Origin of the sequence: Candidatus Hinthialibacter antarcticus, assembly GCA_030765645.1 — a bacterium.
Taxonomy (GTDB): Bacteria; Hinthialibacterota; Hinthialibacteria; order Hinthialibacterales; family Hinthialibacteraceae; genus Hinthialibacter; species Hinthialibacter antarcticus.
Window position 1 is genome coordinate 38,923 of sequence record JAVCCE010000054.1, and the last position, 17,931, is coordinate 56,853.

Genomic DNA, 17,931 nt, shown 5'->3' on the forward strand with positions numbered 1-17,931 from the left:
AACCGGTGTGTTATGATAGGAATTGGCTTGAGGGGGGAGGAGAGATATCTGCAATTTGCAATGGTAAAGCGAGACGAACTACTGCATTTTGCTAGTGTTGATGTGTTGCCGACCATCTGTTTCAGGGAGTAGAATCCCGAGCGATTTAATCTTTCGAAACAGCGTCGTCGGGTGGATGCCCAGCGCTTTGGCTGCTGCCGTGCGGTTGCCGTGATACTGATTGAGCGTGTTGGTGATGTGAATGGTTTCGAGTTTTTGCAAGGACAAACTCTTTTGATCATTCCATTCATACGCCTTGTTGCTGTCGGTGAGGTACGGAGGCAAATGGGTCGCTTCGATCAAGGGGCCTCTACAAAGAACGAAGGCGTGTTCGATGATGTTTTCTAATTCTCGAATATTGCCCGGGAACGGATACGTCATAAGAGCAGCCATGACTCTATCTGATACATGAGAAATTGCTTTTTCGTGCACCCGGTTAAACGACGAGATGAAGTGTTGAACTAACAAGGGGATGTCTTCACGACGCTCTCGAAGAGGCGGAATTTCAATGCGAATCACATTGACGCGATAAAACAAATCTTCACGGAATTTACCCCGGCGCACTAATTGGTGCAAGTCTTTGTTCGATGCAGCAATGACCCGAACGTCAACCGTCTGTGACTTGGTTGCGCCAAGAGGCTCAAACGTTTTTTCTTGCAAAAAGCGCAAGAGACGGACTTGCATGGCAGGCGAGACATCACCAATTTCATCGAGAAAAATCGTCCCGTGGTCCGCTAGAGCAAACCGCCCGGGCTTATCGCGTTTCGCGTCGGTAAACGCCCCCGCTTTATAACCAAACAATTCTGATTCAAGCAACGTATCCGGCAGGGCGCCGCAATTGATGGCAATAAACGCCTTGTTGTTTCGGGAGGATAAATGATGAATCGCGCGCGCAAATAATTCTTTCCCGGTACCGCTTTCACCTATTAGTACAGACGTTGCATCGCTGGCGGCAACTTGTGGGAGCACATCGAAGATTCGCTTCATGCCGGCGCTGTGTCCGACAATATCTTCAAAGGAGTATTTCTCGTACAACTTCTTCCGCAGTTCTTCTACTTGGCTTAAATCGCGAAACGTCTCCACCCCGCCGACAACAGCGCCCCGGGAATTTTTGAGCAAAGCCGTTGAGATACTGATCGGAATCTGGTTGCCTTTCAGGTCGATAATATAGATTGTTCTATTGATGATGGGGGCGCCTGTTTTAAGGGTATGTTTGAGGGCGCAATGGCTTTCGCAGATACTCGAGCGAAATACCTCACAACAGGGCTTGCCGACAGCGTCTTGGCGTGAAATCCCAATGATTTTTTCTGCTGCGCGGTTGAATGACGTTACATTCCAGTTGCGATCAACGGTAAATACGCCATCAGCGATAGAATCAAGAATGATGTCGGTTGCGCTGTTTTCTGGTTGTTCAAACACTTTTCTCTCGACAAAAATGTTAAGTGCGATTCAGCATTATATAAATGATGCAACGAATCGAAGGCCGATTCTACTGCTACATCCACACATCATTCTGGTAAAACACAAAACGAATCGATATAAGCGATGAAACGCTCCGCTCGACATGAACGGGGCGCTTTCTATTGCACGTCTTTCTCCCAGAAACTGACAGTAAATGACAAACCAAATTTGGCATGGATGCGACTCTGGGAGCGCCTGTGCATGAGGGCCTGAAAGCCCGCACTGAAGCGAGCAGAGTGGCGCCCATGCCTGATACAGCGAAGGATCAAGGATTTACAAAAAAGTGTCAAAAAAACGAAATCCAATTTGTGATAAAGTATCCAAATACCGGAAGAACCATTAAAGTGTATATAGAGAATCAAGACTTAGAAAAGGAAGATGACTTTCGAATAAGTGAATCGTAAGGCGGAGAAATTGATTGACGTTACTGAAAATCATACTGCATCAGGGCTTTTGGCTCGCAAGGCTTCTCAATGGCGTACCCTGGAGGATATTTAGAATGAAAACATTCTGCTGGCTTGTAATTGTTGCGTCTCTGAATTTATTTGGCCTAATAACAATTGCCGATGAATTAGAAATTAAACTATTCGATGGCGAGAAATTCTGGGGCGGATGCGTCACCGATGGCCGTGCGATGCCTTATGGCGAGTCGAAATTTGATCGAGACTTATACGGAGATACTCAAGGCAACCAGGCGCAACCGTTGTTGATATCAAACAAAGGCCGCTATGTTTGGTGCGAAGAGCCTTTTGAATTTGAATTCGATAATAATCGCCTTACAGTGAAATCAATTGCGGGAAAAATCGAGTCGGGCAAGTCTGGCGATACGCTGCGAGACGCATTCCTGCATGTAAGCAAAACATACTTTCCAAGCACAGGCGAATTGCCTGATGAACTGCTCTTCATTAAACCCCAATACAACACCTGGATTGAATTAATTTACGATCAACGCGAAGGCCGAATTCGCAAATACGCAAACGACATCATCGACAATGGATTTCCGGCAGGGGTGTTGATGATCGACGACAATTGGCAGGAAGACTATGGCGTGTGGGATTTTCACCCGGGACGTTTTCAAGACCCAAAAGGGATGATGGAGCATTTGCACGGTCTTGGGTTTAAAGTGATGTTGTGGATTTGTCCGTACTTCAGCCCGGACAGCGAAACATTTCGTTTGCTAAACAGAAAACGCTATTTCCTACTGGATGAACGCACGGGCGCCTACTTATGCCGCTGGTGGAACGGCTATAGCGCCTCGCTTGATCTTACAAACCCGGAAGCGGTGGAGTATTTTCAAAGCCGTCTCAAATATCTGGTCGATGAATATGGCGCCGATGGTTTCAAACTCGATGCGGGTGACGCGAGAGCCTATACCGACCCCAATATCATTGCCAATGAAACGATTAACCCAAACGAATTTTCTGAGCGCTGGGCTAAATTGGGATTGCCCTTCAAACTGAATGAGTACCGCGCTTGTTGGAAGATGGCGGGACAACCGCTGGCGCAACGGCTTCGGGATAAAGGCCACAACTGGCGCGACCTTGGTCAACTTGTTCCCGACGCCTTGGCGTTAAGCATAATGGGCTACGCGTTTATATGCCCTGATATGATAGGAGGCGGCGAGTATAGCTACTTCTATAACAACCCCGACAAACCACTCGATCAGGAACTGATCGTTCGTTCCGCTCAATGTTCTGCATTGATGCCGATGATGCAATTCTCCGTCGCGCCGTGGCGCGTGTTAAACGAAGAAAACATGGCCATCTGTCGCGACATGGCTTTGCTGCATGAGAAGATGGGGCCGGAAATTCTCGCCATCGCCAAAGCATCCGCTGAGTCGGGCGAACCCATGGTGCGCCACATGGAATATCAGTATCCCCATCAAGGCTATGCGGAGATTAAGGACCAATTTCTTCTTGGAGAAAACCTACTCATTGCGCCCGTTCTTGAGAAAGGCGCCCGGACGCGAACCATCGTTTTCCCTGAAGGCAAGTGGCAAGGAGACGACGGAATGGTCGTGCAAGGGCCTAGTACAACAACCGTTGATGCGCCGCTCACGCGGCTGCCCTGGTTTAGAAAAATCAACTAATCATTCGAGCCGGTTTTCTTAAGATATTTGAGTGTATCATTGTGGATTTTGGTTACACTTTTTCCATCGAAAAAAGCAATATATAGCGGTCATCGTTGTGGCGGACTCCAATCATGTTTATCTGGCCGAATGTCGTGAGTAATGATGTAGACAGATGAAGATATTTTTTATCAAATTTCTCCGACCCTTCATCTCCATTGTTGTATACATGAATTTCAACCCGAAACGTTTCGTCTTCAGCGACGCCCGACTTACATTGCACCTCCACAGCGTAATTATCCCCAAGAATTGTACGAAAGAAGCCGGGTATCGAACTCTCTGCGGCGAGCATTGCTTCCGTTTCAACTTGGTACACTTCGGTTTTTTGCAATGAGCGAATTATCGAATCGAGTTTTGTTTTTGGAAAAATTTGGCTTAATTCACTGTTTAAATTTTCGATACTTTCTTTCATAAAATGATGTTCTTTAATTTTTGAGTCAGAATCAGTATTTTTTGAGGTTCTCACATATTCCGTAATTCGTTCTGCTTCTTGCCGCGTTCTCGCGAACCCATGTACTTCAAATTTTGTGATCTTGTCTTCGCGGTCTGTTTCAACCTCACGGAATAATAAATTTTCAAAATTTTCTCTATGATTGATTAGCCAGCGAGGGTATTTGTTTCTTGTTCGGCCTTCGTCCCAACATTTACCCCAGATCGAAAATTCAAAGGGATAGTTCTTTAATTTTGGATGGATATCACGCTCAACAAACGCCAGGCGATATAGAACAGGCGCGTCTTCTTTGATTGGGTTTTGAAGTTTCGATAAGAAGTTTTGGATCTGTTTGTGTTCAGCGTCAGTCGCTAAAACAACAATGAAATTGTTTTCAACGTCATATTGCACGGGTGAGGTGGGCGAGGGCTGCTCGCTGGTCGTCTCTTTTGTGATTGATGCGCTAGCAATTAATTCATCGTTGATCGCAGAATCGGGATAGCGAATGGTATGATTGAATGAAATGAATTGAGAAAGAATTTCGACATAACCGGGTTGAAATGTTGAAGGCGCTGTATAGATTCGGATCAGTAATTCTTCGGGAACGGAGTCTTCTGGTTTACTGTCTTGCGCAACAGCGTCATTGAATGAAACAATCGGCGCATCATTCATCGTAAAAACGACGAAACACAAAAGAAGAACAACGGCAGCGAGAAGCGTCTTCATCAATATTTCCAGACGACTTGAATATCATCTTCTAAATAGCCATGAATCATAAAACTGCTTTTCTCTGGCTGATCTGACGATTGATTCGAGATTAAGGTTGGGTGTTCTATTTTGGGAAACAAAGCAACGAGGCCGGGGTCATCGACGATATGTTGCCCCGGCATCAAGACCGGGCCAGCATATAAGCCTGTCTCTTGTGAGTTTTTATTTAGCATCAAAGAATAACTTGTTCCGATCCCAACGAAGACAATGACGGCTCCCAACAAAAAAACATTCAATGGTTTGCCAGCGATGCGCCCCCAAAAAGTTCGGCGCGACCAGGATTGTTCGAACAGTCTGCGAAATTGGTTCACTTCGTCAGAAGAGACGCTTTCATCCAAGGCGGAATCAAACCGTTTCTTCATCTCAAGATTGATTTGATTTTGTATGTCTTTCATTGCGATTCCCCAGTAGCTAAACAGAAAATTGTTCGCGTAATGACTCCGTGACGCGAAAGACGCGTGTGCGCGCGGTTTTTACCTGGCAATTCATAATTTCTGCAATTTCCTGATATTTCATATCTTCAAGGTAACGTAGAGAAAAAGCCGTCCGAAAGGCTTCGGGCATGTCTTGGATATGTTGAATGATTTTTTCAAGCCATTCATTTTGCTCGGCATAATGGATCGGGATGAGTTGGGCGGGGTATAACAATTGGGTTAACAGGTTTACATCCAAATTTTTCTGTCTTTGTGATCGGCGAATATGGTCGACGCACAGATTATAACAAATTGAAGCCGACCATGATTTAAATGAACTGCCTTCTTGATATCTGTTCAAATTCTGAAAAATTTTAAGCCATACTTCCTGGCTTATTTCTTCTGATGTGGTTTTGCACAATGTCGTTCGATAGGCAAGGCGGTATAGAAACAACGCATATCGAACAAACAGCTCTTTTCCGGCTGCGGCGTTATTTGTCTTACACAGTATTACGAGTTGATCGTCAGTCAGATTGTTCACATTTCACCCTGTAATCGCATCTTCCTATCTATAACGATTCAAGCAAAAAAACGTTCCTAAAAACAATAGGTTATAGGAATTTCACATATTTGGGAACGTTTTTCTCTCACCAGCGTTTAAGGTAAAGAAATCAAATAGCTGGATTGCGATCTAAATGAATTTTAAATTGTGTAACCAATTTTCCGCTTATTTTATTGTTATCTGTTTGTTTGCCGGGTGTTCTACACAACATCACCGTGAATCAGTAGACCGCGCTGCTTACGAAGCAATACAAGAGTATCAACGAGCCAATCTGGGTGAATCGGAACCGTTTACGGTTGAAAAACCGTCAATCGAATTGCGGCAACGAATCATGCAATCCCAACCGATTCAATTTTCTCACCCGGCGTCAATCAACGTGAATCATCTAGAACCGATTGAACACTGGCCCAGCGATGGATATATAACCCCGGCAACGGTTTCTGAAATCTTAACCGCAGCAACTTCACCCATTTCACTCAACTTAGTTGACGCGCTACAGATTGCTGCGAAAAATAGCCGTGAATACCAAGGCCAAAAAGAGCAAGTGTTTCAAGAAGCGCTCAATCTTGATCTGCAAGAAGAACAATTTCGCGCCAGTTTTTTTAATGGCATTGACGCGCAGTATGAGAACGACCGGACAGATACTGATTCGCCCGATGGAATTGTGACCGAAAATTTTGGCGCGGGTTTCAATCCATCAATTAGCAAGACGTTCTTATCCGGCGCGCAACTCTCCGCCCAATTGGGTTGGGACCTGGCGATGCTTCTCAGCCCGGGCAGCGTCTCATCAAAATCGTTATTCGGCGACGCTTCGATTACGGTCCCGTTGCTTCGCGGCGCTGGCCGCCATATTGTTGCAGAGCCTTTGACCCAAGCGCAACGGAATATGGTGTATGCCATTTATGAATTCGAACGCTTCAAGCGGTCATTTGCGGTTTCGATTGCGGACGAATATTTATCCGTTCTTCAACGCATCGACGAAGTAAAAAATGCTGAGCAAAATTATAAAAGTTTAATTACGTCCGCGCGCCGCGCGCAAATGAATTTACGGACAGGAAAAATATCACCTGTTGAAGTCGATCAGGCCTATCAGAACGAATTGTCTGCGCGAAACCGCTGGGTCAGTTCACGCCAAGCGTATGCAAACGCAATCGACTCGTTTAAGTATGAATTGGGCCTGCCGATTGATGCCTCGATTGAATTAAACCGGGATGAGTTTGTTCGGTTGGCGCAGTCATCTGAAACCATTATTGCAGGCGCCACCTCGTTACAACGAGATGAAGAAGTGCCTCCTGCGGACGCGCCGATTGTGTTGCAGGAGCCGACGAGCCGTAACGCAGGTAAGATGGAGATCGAACCAATCGAAGCGATCCGGTTGGCATTTGAAAACCGCTTGGATTTAAGGACGGTGCAGGGCCGCGTATATGACGCTCAACGAAAAGTTGTCGTTGCAGCGGACGGGCTCAGACCGGAGATCACATTGTTTGGAAGCGTATCAACCGGACAAAGCCGCGGCATCGGTTCTGCTGACCGCGCTGATTCACAAGTGTTAGATTTGGGCCGCGGCCTTTATTCCGCGCTACTCACCGTAGACTTGCCCACAGAGCGAACTCGCGAGGCCATCGAGTTTAGACGAAGTTACATTGACCTAGAGCGCTCGGTGCGCGACCTGCAAGAACTCGAGGGGCGCATCAAACTTGATATTCGAAATCAGTTACGAATTTTGGTCGATGCTCGAGAGAGTCTGCGTATTCAAGTTCTCTCCGTTAACCTCGCTGAGCAACGCGTTCAAAGCACCGAATTATTTATGGAAGCCGGGCGGATCGAAATTCGAGATCTATTAGACGCGCAAGAAGACCTTTTGTCCGCTCAAAATGCTTTAACATCAGCAATGGTGAACTACCGGATTACCGAACTCGAATTGCAACGCGACCTAGGCGTGTTAAAAGTCAACCACGAAGGAATCTGGCAAGAATACAACCCGGAGATGAATTCCAATGAGTCAAGTTAAATCAAATAAAGCGGGAATCCTGATCGTGCTGGCGGTATTATGCGTTGCTGCAGGTTTTGGTTATACCTCAATGCAATCGAATGGTTCGATCAATCCTGATTTGATTAATGTCCCTGTGTTTCAAGTGAAGCAAGGGCCGCTAAAAATTAGCGTAGTCGAATCAGGAACGATTCGACCGCGCGATGAAGTCATCCTACGGAACGATACAGATGACGACACCACAATTGTTTCGATTATTGCTGAAGGGGCTGAAGTCAAAAAAGGCGACCTGATCGCTGTGCTTGACGCTTCTGCAAAAGAAGAACGCCTCGTTGCTCAACAACTTGATCTTCAGAACGATGAGGCCGAATTAATTAGTTCCCGCGAGAACCTCGATATTGTGAGAAATCAGGCGCAATCGGATATTGAAAAAGCAGAATTGTTGTTTAAGTTTTCAAAGCAGGACCTGAAAAAATATTTGAAAGGCGAATATCCAAAACAAATTAAAGAAGCGGAAGTCGCAATTACTCTCGCGTCTCAAGAATATGCGTTGGCAAAAGACGATTTGAAGTGGTCAGAAGTATTATTTAAAAAGAAATATCTCGCCGAATCGGAGCTCCAACAAGATGAATTGTCCGCAAAACGGGCGGAATTAGATTTGGATTTGGCGAGAGAAGATTTTGAGTTGCTTAAAAATTACACGCACATTCGACAACTCGACCAATTGAATAGCGATGTAAAACAGAATGAGATGGAATCCGAACGGACTAAGAGCCGGGCGTCGGCGAATATTGTTGAGGCGTCCGCCCGCTATTTTTGGAGACAAGAGCGCGTCCAGCGTCAAAGCCGATATGTGCGCGAATTAGAGACAGAAATCAAAGCAGCAAAAATATACGCCCCCATTGACGGCTTGGCGTTATACGCATCGAGCGTCATTGAAGATTGGGAGGACGACGAAGACCGCATTCGGGTTGGCGCTCTGGTCGATGAAGAGCGTGAGATTATCTTTTTGACGGCGGCGAAAGATTACAACATTGATATTCTGATTCAAGAAACGGATTTAAATAAAATTAAACAAGGCCAGCCGGCCAAGATCACGGTCGACGCCTTGCCCGGCGCGAATTTCGTAGGCGTCGTTAACAAAGTATCTCACTTGCCCAATCAACGACAGCAATACTTAAACCCCAATTTGAAAGTCTATAGCACTGACATCGAAATTCAGGGCGAATCAGAGTCGCTGCGTAATGGGATGAGCTGCATGGTTGAGATTGTTGTCGAAGAATATGAAAACGCAGTCTATGCGCCGATTCAAGCGGTCGTGAAAGTGAATGGCGTAAGCACTGTTTTTGTTAGAAACGACAACACGGTCGAGGCGCGTCCAGTAACAATCGGCCTCGATAACAACAGCATGGTCCATATTAAAGAAGGGCTAAGCGAAGGCGAGTATGTTTTATTAAAACCGCCGCTAAATTTTCAAAACGAAGATGAGTCAAACGCAACCGCCGAAACGATTGCAAGTTTAACCAATGAATAAAGAGAGACGCAACACATCTGAAATCGAAGCAGAACTTCAAGCGATCTCAAAAACGTATGCCATGGGCGACCAAGAAGTTCATGCATTGAACCAGGTTGATCTTTCTTTCTATCAAGGAGATTTTTGGGCCATCCTGGGGGCGAGTGGTTCGGGAAAAAGCACGTTATTAAATCTATTGGGCTGCCTTGATCGCCCGACAGCAGGCAACTATGTCCTGGGTGGGGCGGCTGTTCAGGATATGGCGGATGATGAACTCAGTGAAATTCGTCTTCGTAAAATAGGCTTCATCTTTCAGAGTTTTAATTTGATCCAACAATTAACGGTCGAAGAAAACATTCAACTTCCATTGTATTACCAGGAAATGGACGAAGAACAAAGCCGCGAAAAAGCGAGGAGCCTCGCTGAATCGGTCGGATTGGGAGGCCGGATTCAACATATTCCATCTGAACTTTCAGGCGGCCAGCAACAACGCGTGGCGGTCGCCCGCTCGCTGGCCAATGACCCCCAAATTATTTTAGCCGATGAACCCACCGGCAACCTCGATTCTGCAACCAGTAAAGAAATTATGAACTTGTTGTGCAGCCTGAATGAGCAAGGCAAGACCATTATCATGGTGACTCACGAACATGACATCGCCTCCTATACCAAACAACAGTTATACATGAAAGACGGAAAAGTCGAACGAACCGAAGGGGCGCTTGAATGAAAAGCAGCCGTATCTTTGTAGAAGTTCAAATGGGCGTCAAGAATTTGATGAACCACAAATTACGTTCACTGCTAACCATGCTGGGGATCGTGTTCGGCGTGTGCAGCGTAATATCCATGCTGGCGGTAGGGGAGGGGGCCAACCAGGATGTGATGCAGCAGATACAAAAACTGGGCAGCAACAACATCATTATTAATACAATCAAACCTATCGAGAGTGAAACATCAAAAGAAGTATTGGCGCGGATGAATGTGTATGGATTAAAGTACGCCGATCATACCCGGATCAAAGATAGTTTTGTTCATATTACTCAGGCAGTCCCCGTGAAAATTGTGCGCAATGAAGCCCAGTTGGGTTCGCGTACGCTGGATATCCGAGTGTTAGGCGTAACACCGGATTGGTTTGATCTGGTCAAGCGAAATCTCATCGCAGGCCGCACATTAACCGGGAGTGATTTAGAAACGCATTCGAAAATCGTTGTTTTGACTGAATACGGCGCCCGCAGATTGCTTGCGGCCGAAGAAAGCATCGGCGCCCACTTGCGTATTGGCGGCGTTGTATTTGAAGTGGCGGGCATCGTGCAAAGCGAAGGCAGCCAAGGCAGTAATGTTCAAACCCCAGATCAACAGATCGACGCTTACATGCCCATCAATGTTGCTCGAAACCGTTTCGGCGATGTCACCCTTAAGCGAACGGCTGGCGCGGAAATCCGTGAAAAAGTTGAACTCCATCAAATTATTGTCCAAGTTGACCGCTTAGAAAATGTCGAGAGTGCAGCTGCTGGAATTGAATATGTATTAGATCGGTTTCACAAACAGTCTGATTATCAAATTAATGTACCTCTTGCTTTGCTCAATCAAGCGCGTCAAACCAAGCGAACATTTAATATCGTCTTAGGAACCATCGCAGGCATCAGTTTGTTGGTCGGCGGCATCGGCATCATGAACATTATGCTGGCGGCGGTGACAGAACGCACCCGGGAGATCGGCGTCAGACGGGCCATCGGCGCGAAACGAAAACAAATTATCCGGCAGTTTCTGATTGAAACAATTACGTTATCTGTCAGCGGAGGACTCGTGGGGGCGATGGTCGGAGTTTTGATTCCAAAAGCCATTACCCATTTCGCCAATATGCCGACCGTGATAACGATTGAGAGCCTCATTCTTTCAATTGGGATCAGCCTGAGCGTTGGGATCATCTTTGGGCTGTATCCCGCGATTCGCGCCGCCAATTTAGACCCAATCATCGCGCTGAGACATGAATAATTCCTGCGAAAAATGAGATTCTTCGTAGCCGATTCGACTTTAAAAGAATGATTACGCTGCAAGATCGCGCCATAGAACGCCTCCACCAAACTAAAAATAACCGGTGATTTAATTAGCAATCAAAAAAAAGTATACAGAAAGTCTTCTAGCGTTGTATGATAGTGGAAATCGATTTTATTTGTGCTTGCTAATAAAATCAAAACATTGATGCCTAATCCTTCTTTGTCAACACATCAAACTGATCTACAGGAGAAATTAACAAATGATTCGCTATTTCAGTATGATAGTTATCGCATTGTTACTTGCGGCGCCTCAACTATCGAATTCTGCAACCAACAACACTGGCAATAACCCTTGTTTTCTCGTTTTACAGGTCGCGTCTAACGCAAATGTGTTTTGGGCGCAAGATGGAATTGATATCGGCGTCGATGTTGGCGCTGACGGCAGCTATGAATATTGGCTTTCTGAAGATACATCCGTCACCGGGTTGTGGACCACGACCAAAGGCGTCAGCGATTTTGACGCTGAATCCCCTTCGGCCGACAACTGGCGCACCATCATCATTAACCTGGAACAATACGCTGGAGAAGAAGCGCGCATTCAAATTCGTGACAATAATACGCAAGACTACATCGCTATCAACGCGATCCGCTTGAACAACGCAGACGGCGTCACCATTCCCAACGGCGTTCCTAACGGTTTTTTTGAAGACGCGTCTTTGGCTGGTTGGTCGGTTGCCAGCGGTGATATGACTGCCGCTGATTTAATCACTGAAAACGCTGGCGCGGCGCCTTATGGCAGCGGTTATCTCAGCACCAGCAACGCAGGTACGGTTGTGTTGGAGTCGGATGTTTTCGCTCTCGAACCAGTTAACAGTTTCATCTATGGAACCTACGCTGGGCCGGTTTCGTCCCGATGGGATATCGAAGGTCTCAACGGCAGCGATAATGGCGCCTATGTCTACGTTGACGTCGGAACCGACTCGGCTGATCCTGACGGTGAATTTACTGCGGGAACCGATGTTCCTTTGTATGGCTACTTTTGGCAAAACGCTGACGGCGCTCATGAAGTTTTTGTGATCAATACCTCCGGCCTCGAAGGCCGCCGCGCTCAATTTGTCGCAGTCGATAATTCCGAATCACATGCGATTTCATTGGATGCGATCCGCATGAATTATGATCACAGTGTGATTGTTAACGGCGGTTTTGAAGACGGCTTCGAAGGCGGCGTTGTCCCGGAAGGATTTGACGGAACCAGCGTTCGTCCGTTAACCACTCATCCCAGCGGTGGATTGCCCGGCTGGACGATAAACAACTTCGGCGATGATCCAGAGGCAGTGTTCACATATTTCGCCGGTCCCGGCGGTGATTTTTCCCGCTCTGATTTTGTTTGGGTCGGTTCTGGAAATTTCGTTGATGGAGCGAACGACCAAGGGCTTCAATTTGGAATCGAATTACGTTCGGATGTTTTTGTGATTCAACCGGTTCCTGCGGCGGACAGCAGCGTGTTTTTGTCTTTTAATTCAGCCCAGGTCAGCAACCGAATTGATTCGGCCCCCGATCCCGCCGACCCTGACGATATGGGTGTGTTCAGCACGATCCAAATGCAAGTCGATGTCGACAGCAACGGCGCGTTTGAAGACGCCGACGATTTTGTTTATCGCAATCAAAACCAAGGGATGTCATGGAACCGCGAACAACGCGGCGAGTTGGATGAATGGCATTTCCCTGAATATCGCATGTACATTGATGAGGCGCACCAGGGCTTGACCGCCCGCCTCTATATCGCCGACTTACAAACCGGCGGCTGGGGTTGGATGGGCGTTGACGATTTTTATTTCTGGGACGGAGACAGCGCAGACTTGGCGTTCCCCAACTCTGACTTCGAAGAAGGCACTTTAAACAACTGGGTCGAAGACAGTGAGATTATGAATTTCGACAGTTGGCTGTCGGCGACGCCGGACAATGTCGGCGGCGATGCGTTACATAACGTGCTCAATGATGTGATCTCATGGGTTGACGGAAACTATGCCGTTGATTCAAACCAATCCGGCGATGGTAATGTCGGCGAGTTAACATCTGAGCCATTCACCATCCCGAGCTTGCAGACGTCGCCTGTTCCAAACTGGTCTGTGTATTAATGCGCCTGATTGTGAACGGATGCGATACCAAGCGGGGCCTTTGCAGGCCCCGCTTTTCATTATGCTAAAATAGGTTGAGAGATTTTATAGTGGTTGCCAGAAAACTGTGCGGATTGAGTTTTCATCACTGTATCTATCGCTGAGCCCCTGCCTGCGGCAGGCAGGCTGCGGGCGCGCTTAACGCACAGTATTTTGTCAATCGCTCTAGATTGAATGAAAGTGGACGGAATGAAACAGTTTGCATTGTCGGCTCTGGTTTCTTTTTTTTACCTGTACATTGCCATCGCTGTGACAGCGCAAACTGTTGATATCCAATCAGTCATTGATTCGATTCAGAAACATGAGTTGGCCGAAGCAGAAGAAATCCTACGCCAGTCTCAAGGCCCACTGGCCGGCCCTGAACAAAAACAACTGCACACTTTCATCAGTCAACATTCCCCGCAAGGCGATTGGATTTCTCTATTGCGTTTGATCGCTGAAAAGGCGGAGGGCAACCCGGAGTTTTTATTTTTCTTATCGCAGGCGTTATGGCGAACGGGGGATGAAAGCGGAGCGCTCAAAGTCAGCGGCGAAGCGATGGCCGCCGCGCCCATCGATTTGAATTTGCAATACAAGTGCGCCGCCATCGCGCGAACCCTAGGCCGCTTAGATGTAGCCAAACAACGCATTGGACATATTCTTGAACAAGACGCCAATCACCCTGATACATTGTTTCTGCAAGGCAGTATCTGGGCGGAAGAAGGCGAAAATGAAAAAGCGAAGAACGCGCTGCTGCAAGTTATTCAATCGAACCCCAAGCATTTTCGGTCGCTGTTCGAGTTAGGAAAACTCGAAACCCGGCTGGGCAATGATGAGCAGGCGGTTCAATATTTGAGCGAAGCCATCAATGCGTATCCGTTCTTTCGAGAAGCGTATGCTGCGTTGCGTACGCCATTATCGCGCTTGGGCCGCAAGGACGAGTTCTCGCGCTTGCAAGAGATTATTCAGACAATGAGAGCGTGGAACCCCGATCAATATCGTCAATTGCGCTACATGTATGAAAACGCATTCACGATTCCAATCGAACAACGCACGGTTCTTGCGCAAGAGTTGCTGTCGATTCGCCAGTTTGAAAAAGCCATGCAGTATTTAACGAACCTGAATAAAAATAATTTGCTGAACGACCCGCTGCGAATGGCGCTGGCGCAATTGCATTACCAAAAAAAAGAGTTCCCGGATTGTCTTTCAATTCTTGGCGAAATTACAGATTCAACCATCACGCAAACAGAGCGCTTTGTTGGAATAAAAGGGTGGTCGCTTTTGGGGACAGGAGATACTGAGAGCAGCCTGGATTTATACAATCAATACAAAGAGAAATTTCCAGGCTCGCCAAACTTCGCTGCTTTAGGCGCCGCATTAAGCAAGATAGATAAGAAAGAAAATACCGGGCAATCGACTTTAAATGTTCAAGCAAAAAAGACATTTCAATTTAGGGATGCGTCTAATGAATCCGGCCTGGACGCCTTTCAACACCGGATGGGGCACAAAGATAAACGCTGGATCATTGACGCAATGGGGTCTGGCGTTGCGGTCGGCGATTATGACAACGACGGCGACGACGATGTCTATTTTGTGAATGGCAGGCCCGACTTGAATGAAGATGATGGTCAATGGCGCAACGGTTTGTTTCGCAATGACGGCGGGCGTTTTGTTGATGTGACAGAGCGAGCGCATGTCGGCGACACGGGCTGGGGCATGTGCGCTGTGTTTGGCGATGTCAACAACGACGGCTGGCTTGATTTGTTTGTTGGCAACTTCGGCGCTGATGTTCTATACATGAACAACGGCGACGGCTCATTTACCGAACGTACCCAAGACGCGGGGGTGAGCCATAACGGCTACGCAGCGGCGGCGGTATTCGGTGACGTCGACCTCGACGGCGACCTCGACCTCTATGTCGGCAACTATGTTGAATTCGATCCCAAACAACACGGCAGCCTGCGCGACCGCTATCATGGCATAGACGTCATGCGAGGGCCGATGGGGCTTAATTATCAGAATGACCTTTTGTACTTCAACAAAGGCGATGGAACATTTGAAGACGTTTCTCAGCAAAGCCAAATCAATATTTCGGAAGGCCGCGCGATGGGCGCGTCAATGGCTGACTTTGATCTCGACGGCGACCTCGACCTCTATGTGGCGAACGACTCAACCTATAACCATGTGTTGCTCAATAACGGTAAAGGGCGCTTTGAAGATTCCAGTTTCGTTTCCGGCGCTGCTGTGAACGAATCAGGCCGCGAAGGCGCCAGCATGGGCGTCGCAACCGGCGATTACAATAACGATGGGCTGATTGATATTTTTGTGACGGCTTACGAACAAGAGCCTGATACGCTTTTTCAAAACAAAGACGGCGTACTTTTCACTGATGTAACCGGCCCGTCGAAACTCACATCGCCATCCCATTGGTTGACCACGTGGGGAACAGGCTTTTGTGATTTTGATTCGGACGGTTTTTTAGATATTTATACAGTCAACGGGCATACCTACCCCCAGGTTGCCCAGCTCAACAACGACCGGAGTTATACCCAAGGCGTTTCGTTTTATCAAAATATAGATGGCGAACATTTTCGTTCTGAGAAGTTAGAATTTGACGCGGCAAGAACCATCGCCGGCCGCGGAAGCGCCTTGCTCGATTATGACAACGACGGCGATATGGATATCGTCATCAATTGCATCGACGATTCGCCCCGGTTATTGGAGAACCAATCAAGCCAAGGCAATTGGTTGAAAGTGAAATTAAACGGAACATCCGCCCAGACATTCGGAGTTCGCGTCTTTATCGAACACAAAGGCCAACAGTGGACGCGTACCGTCGATGGCGGCTCAAGTTATTTATCTCAAAACTCTCAAACGCTTCACTTCGGTCTTGGCGAAATAGACCAAGTTGAAAAAATTACAATCCACTGGCTTACCCGGCCTCCGCAAACGTATTCGGATGTTTCAACCAATCAAACTTTGATCGTAACCACACGGTCCTAACGTCACTATGTGGCATGGGTGCAACTCTGCAAGAACTCTGCTCGCGTTAGGGCTTTTACTTTCTGGATGCTTTTTTTATACATTGAATTGAGATTTCGCTGCATGTGGCATGGGCACATCTCTGCTCGCTTCGGTGCGGGCTTTCAGGCCCTTTTGCACAGGCGCTCCCAGAGTTGCACCCATGCCTGAATTGGTTTGTCAATTATTGATACGCCGGGATATGTTTTCGTAATCAAAATCATGACCATCCATCAATGGAGGCACTCGCTTACCGGATGAACCTTTTTTCATATATCGGAAAGTTATTCTCAACAAAAAACCTGCTTTGGTTTCCTTTTATGATTTATCACCTGTATATTGTTTGGAATCTCAACTGTTTTTTGGTAGATTCATTGTCAACAAAGAAGAATGAAGTAAGCGAGGGTTTTGATGCAGCGTGATCAAATCGTAACAATATCCCACAGCGCAGGTTGACAATTTAGTGAGGAATAAAATGTATCGTGTATTTCAATTGTTGTTTTTATTTTTTGCTGTAATTCACTTAGGAGCGAGCAGCGATTTCACTCCAATACAAATGCCTGAGCGTGGAATTTGCGCTCACCGGGGAGCAATGAATACTCACCCGGAGAATACATTGCCTGCCTTTCGTGAAGCAATAAGACTCGGCGTGCAGATGATCGAATTCGATGTGCAGGCGTCGAAAGATGGTCATTTAGTTGTTATGCATGACTCTACGGTTGATCGCACGACAGATGGAAACGGCGAAGTCTCTGAACTTACATTAAGTGAACTTCGTAAATTAGACGCCGGAATAAAGAAGGGAGAACAGTTCAAAGGAACGCGAATTCCGACTCTCAGAGAAACCTTGCAGATTATGCCAGAGAATATTTGGCTGAATATCCATTTGAAAGATGGAGAGAAAATAGTTGCAAGTGTTGCCAAAATGATTTTGAAAGAAAAACGTCAGCGCCAGTCATTTCTTGCATGCAGTATAATGGCGGCGCAAAGCGCTCGAGAGATTAGTCCTGGTATACAAATTTGCAACATGGACAGGCAACGGAATACCATGGATTATGCAAATGAAACGATTCATCATAAGGCGCAGTTCATTCAGCTTCTTGGAGACGGCGCCGTTTTCTCTGAAGTCATATCCAAATTAAGAAAACATAAAATTCGCATAAACTATTATCGCGCAGACACTCCCGAAATCTGTTGTGAATTACTGTCCGCAGGAATTGATTTCCCGCTTGTAAACGACCCTGGAGCAATGATGACCAAAATTCAAACCGAGTTAGGAATCAAGCCATTGGTTCCCATTTATCGATAGCATGTTTCAGAATTAATTTGGTTCAGGTTTTTGGAACCGCACAAGAACGATCAGGCATGGGTACATCTCTGCTCGCTTCGGTGCGGGCTATCATGCCCTTATGCACAGGCGCTCCCAGAGTTGCGCCCATGCCTGAATTGGTTGGTC

Annotated in this window: 12 protein-coding genes; 8 read left to right on the top strand and 4 right to left on the bottom strand. The window is 46.9% G+C overall.

Annotated features, from left to right (window positions below; all coding sequences use genetic code 11):
- Positions 1–78: 78 nt before the first annotated feature.
- Positions 79–1,458 carry a sigma 54-interacting transcriptional regulator gene (locus P9L94_12395; protein ID MDP8244877.1) on the bottom strand — a complete coding sequence of 460 codons (1,380 nt, stop codon included), beginning with the start codon at positions 1,456–1,458 and terminating at the stop codon, positions 79–81.
- Positions 1,459–1,999: 541 nt separating this feature from the next.
- On the opposite strand from P9L94_12395, the gene P9L94_12400 reads away from it, so the two are divergent.
- Positions 2,000–3,589 carry a glycoside hydrolase family 31 protein gene (locus P9L94_12400; GenBank protein MDP8244878.1) on the top strand — a complete coding sequence of 530 codons (1,590 nt, stop codon included), beginning with the start codon at positions 2,000–2,002 and terminating at the stop codon, positions 3,587–3,589.
- 52 nt (positions 3,590–3,641) lie between these two features.
- Here P9L94_12400 and P9L94_12405 read toward each other — a convergent pair whose 3' ends face one another.
- Genes P9L94_12405 through P9L94_12415 form a run of 3 tightly spaced genes read right to left on the bottom strand, consistent with a single transcriptional unit; the run spans position 3,642 to position 5,780 of the window.
- Positions 3,642–4,784: a hypothetical protein gene (locus P9L94_12405; protein ID MDP8244879.1), complete on the bottom strand. Its 1,143-nt coding sequence runs from the start codon at positions 4,782–4,784 to the stop codon at positions 3,642–3,644.
- Complete coding sequence (locus tag P9L94_12410) at positions 4,784–5,221, bottom strand: hypothetical protein (protein MDP8244880.1); 438 nt, start codon at positions 5,219–5,221, stop codon at positions 4,784–4,786. Before P9L94_12410 ends, P9L94_12405 begins: the two co-directional genes overlap by 1 nt.
- A gap of 16 nt (positions 5,222–5,237) precedes the next feature.
- Positions 5,238–5,780, bottom strand: coding sequence for an RNA polymerase sigma factor (locus P9L94_12415; GenBank protein MDP8244881.1), 543 nt, complete (start codon positions 5,778–5,780; stop codon positions 5,238–5,240).
- 154 nt (positions 5,781–5,934) lie between these two features.
- Between P9L94_12415 and P9L94_12420 the strand changes: the two genes are divergently transcribed.
- From P9L94_12420 to P9L94_12450, 7 genes are all read left to right on the top strand, one after another.
- Complete coding sequence (locus P9L94_12420; protein ID MDP8244882.1) at positions 5,935–7,812, top strand: TolC family protein; 1,878 nt, start codon at positions 5,935–5,937, stop codon at positions 7,810–7,812.
- Positions 7,799–9,325, top strand: coding sequence for an HlyD family efflux transporter periplasmic adaptor subunit (locus P9L94_12425; protein ID MDP8244883.1), 1,527 nt, complete (start codon positions 7,799–7,801; stop codon positions 9,323–9,325). Before P9L94_12420 ends, P9L94_12425 begins: the two co-directional genes overlap by 14 nt.
- Positions 9,318–10,031, top strand: coding sequence for an ABC transporter ATP-binding protein (locus tag P9L94_12430; GenBank protein MDP8244884.1), 714 nt, complete (start codon positions 9,318–9,320; stop codon positions 10,029–10,031). Before P9L94_12425 ends, P9L94_12430 begins: the two co-directional genes overlap by 8 nt.
- Positions 10,028–11,296, top strand: coding sequence for an ABC transporter permease (locus tag P9L94_12435; GenBank protein MDP8244885.1), 1,269 nt, complete (start codon positions 10,028–10,030; stop codon positions 11,294–11,296). Before P9L94_12430 ends, P9L94_12435 begins: the two co-directional genes overlap by 4 nt.
- Before the next feature lie 262 nt (positions 11,297–11,558).
- On the top strand, positions 11,559–13,436 hold the full coding sequence (locus tag P9L94_12440; GenBank protein MDP8244886.1) for a hypothetical protein: 1,878 nt from the start codon (positions 11,559–11,561) through the stop codon (positions 13,434–13,436).
- A gap of 228 nt (positions 13,437–13,664) precedes the next feature.
- Positions 13,665–16,457, top strand: a complete 2,793-nt coding sequence (locus tag P9L94_12445; GenBank protein ID MDP8244887.1) for an FG-GAP-like repeat-containing protein — start codon at positions 13,665–13,667, stop codon at positions 16,455–16,457.
- Positions 16,458–16,950: 493 nt separating this feature from the next.
- A complete protein-coding gene (locus tag P9L94_12450) occupies positions 16,951–17,784 on the top strand; it encodes a glycerophosphodiester phosphodiesterase family protein (protein ID MDP8244888.1) in 834 nt (277 codons plus the stop codon).
- Positions 17,785–17,931: the final 147 nt, after the last annotated feature.